The organism is Xanthomonas sp. SHU 308, assembly GCF_000364645.1.
GTDB lineage: Bacteria > Pseudomonadota > Gammaproteobacteria > Xanthomonadales > Xanthomonadaceae > Xanthomonas_A > Xanthomonas_A sontii.
Window position 1 is genome coordinate 1 of the sequence record NZ_AQOK01000052.1, and the last position, 2034, is coordinate 2034.

At 44.8% G+C, this 2034-nt stretch carries 4 protein-coding genes; 1 reads left to right on the plus strand and 3 read right to left on the minus strand.

Annotated features, from left to right (window positions below; all coding sequences use genetic code 11):
- Positions 1 to 187, plus strand: a 187-nt coding sequence (locus tag D588_RS28340) for a hypothetical protein (RefSeq protein ID WP_232764200.1), incomplete at its 5' end; no start/stop codon positions are given.
- 237 nt (positions 188 to 424) lie between these two features.
- On the opposite strand, the gene D588_RS26975 is transcribed toward D588_RS28340, so the two are convergent.
- From D588_RS26975 to D588_RS28115, 3 genes are all read right to left on the minus strand, one after another.
- Positions 425 to 769, minus strand: coding sequence for a hypothetical protein (locus D588_RS26975; protein WP_198526720.1), 345 nt, complete (start codon positions 767 to 769; stop codon positions 425 to 427).
- 203 nt (positions 770 to 972) lie between these two features.
- Positions 973 to 1326: a hypothetical protein gene (locus D588_RS28110; RefSeq protein WP_198526721.1), complete on the minus strand. Its 354-nt coding sequence runs from the start codon at positions 1324 to 1326 to the stop codon at positions 973 to 975.
- Between the two features lie 158 nt (positions 1327 to 1484).
- On the minus strand, positions 1485 to 2034 hold a 550-nt coding region (locus tag D588_RS28115), incomplete at its 5' end, for an EndoU domain-containing protein (RefSeq protein WP_232764201.1).

The window sequence follows — 2034 nt, forward strand, 5'->3', positions numbered from 1 at the left end:
TTCAGTCCCACAACATGGGCAAATCTCCCAAGTCGGCGGACAATCATCCTCCCCCAAGGCGGAAATGGCAACTCGCACCCAAAACTCTGCAATTATTATTTATTTTGGCCATAAAAGTAATCTAAATTTGTTTTGTACCGATGATCAGCGGGGCCCAAACAATGCCTGTGACTGTCTTGGAACTTGATCCTTGGCATTTGGAATGGTGACAACAGAAAATTTTCGGTCAACAAGCACGTTGCCATCAACACCATCGAATTTTACCTGCCTTTCAGTTTCATCTTGCATATGATCTACGCGGAGCGATGGCCCTAGCATCGGCTTGCCGGCTGTCACTGGTTGCGACAGTGCGGAAAGGTCGTGCTAATCAGGTCAATTTTTCTAGAAAAAGTAATGTTTTCGATTTTTAAAGTTGATGGAACGACTAGAAACCAGGAGCCGGACGCCAATGGATTTCCACAGGAAGCTCCTGCTCCTTCGAAAAGCAAACAAATGCGTCTATGGCCTTTTGAGCGGAGATCCACTCATCAGATTTCATTGGGATCTTTCCAGCACCGAAAACAAGTAGAGTTCCATCAGGAAAACACTCCAACCCACTTTCGCTAAATGCTCTGAATCTCTTTTTAATATCTGCGCGATATAACTCCAGCAAACACGTCGCTCCCCCCCCTGCAACTTGTAGATAAGATCCCTGAATGTTAGTGATTGATGCGTAAGATGGAACGCCATAACTACGCAACGACATAATCACCTTGCCAATCAATTTCACGCTCGGCTGAAAAGTCTCTTGTTTCCCCTCGCACTCTAAATACATAAAAATCTCACGGCAAATAGATAGTGATGTTAGATTTTACAGTTTCACCGGAAATTTTTCCTACTCCTCTAGCGCCAAACTGATTTACAAACATATCTGTAAAATCTTGATAAGGAGTTTCCTTAGCTCCACCTTTTTTATTTCAATACTACAAAAATTTAATCGGCTTTAATAAATCTCTTCCAACCTAACAAGGCTTTCTCAAAATCATCAAGCGCAATAGTTGCAGAGCAATCTTCATCGCACAAAGAATATACTCTTGCCATTCCATTTCTCAGCTCAACACCCCAGCTATCACGGCTCCAGTCAGAACATTGAATAGCGCCATCCCTTACCTGATTAACCCTGGACAGGCCTTCATCTAACCAAGCTATGGAGCTTTCATATTTCTGCCCCCCATGATCGGCAAACAAACATGCTAGAAGGTCTAGGCCATTATCACTTAAAACATCAGATTGGCAGCCAGGCTCTTTATTATCAATTTTGCCGGACCAAAAATATCTAATTTTCATTTAATTTTGACACTTATAGTTTCGGATAAACCGTTGTCTTAGGACTAAGATAACTTTCGACCCTTACGCCACTTGGCGTAGTGCCAGTCCATTTATTTCCTGTAACCGCCCTATTTTGGAATAGCAGCATCAACTTCTACTTTTATCCTATCTGCAGTCTAAGATTTGGGAAACATTGTAGACACTCCGCCATTGTTTGTCTTTGGCAAGTAACTGCCAGGATTAGCTGGGTCTACCACTTCAATTTTAGCGGTATACACACCTTGAGCATTCGGCGTCGACTCGGTTCCAGGAATAACGCGTACATCTCCCGTAACAGTTGAGTGCCCACCCACCACATTTCCCTTGGATTTTACTTCGGCTCGAATAACGTGGCCATCAAAGTCAATCGGGGCGGTAATCTTTGAGGCTTGTTGCCTCACAGCAATATTCTTTTCCGCCTCAACTAACCCCGAAAGGTTTCCACCGGCTTTAGGCTGCAGTCCACTATCTTTTTCAAAATACAGCTTGCCATCCGCTGCCAGTACTTCCGTATTACCAGTCTTGGTGTTGATAACCCGACGATACCCTTCCGGCAGCCCCGCCGTTTCCGAAAATGCAGAACCCACCGATGATCCCTCACAATACCCGGCCGGTAGAGCCGCTCTTTCGACATTAGCAGTCGCTTTTGCACCACCGGCTATGGTGAGCTGGGTGATCTGGTCCAGC